A 352-nucleotide genomic window follows, 5' to 3' on the forward strand; every position below is an offset into this window, starting at 1 on the left:
CCCATGTCGGCGAGCCGGGAGGGCTAATAAATGACCACGCACTACATCGCCGGCAATTGGCAGGCCGGCCAGGGCGAGCCCCTGCAATCGCTGAACCCGGTCACCCAGGCCGTGATCTGGCAGGGGCAGGGCGCCGACGCCAGCCAGGTCGGCGCCGCCGTAAAGGCTGCGCGCCAGGCGTTCCCAGCCTGGGCGCAACTGAGCCTGGACGCGCGCATCGGTGTGCTGGAGCAATTTGCCGCACAGTTGAAGGCGCATGCCGAAGCCATGGCCCAGTGCATTGGCGAGGAAACCGGCAAACCGCTGTGGGAGTCGGCCACCGAAGTGACCAGCATGATCAACAAGGTGGCCA

1 protein-coding gene is annotated in these 352 nt (G+C 66.5%); it reads left to right on the forward strand.

Annotated elements, in window-relative coordinates:
• Positions 1-30: 30 nt before the first annotated feature.
• Positions 31-352, forward strand: a 322-nt coding sequence (locus tag QWI17_RS00870; protein ID WP_302720598.1) for an aldehyde dehydrogenase family protein, incomplete at its 3' end; no start/stop codon positions are given.

Source organism: Gilvimarinus gilvus, assembly GCF_030518155.1.
Taxonomy (GTDB): domain Bacteria; phylum Pseudomonadota; class Gammaproteobacteria; order Pseudomonadales; family Cellvibrionaceae; genus Gilvimarinus; species Gilvimarinus gilvus.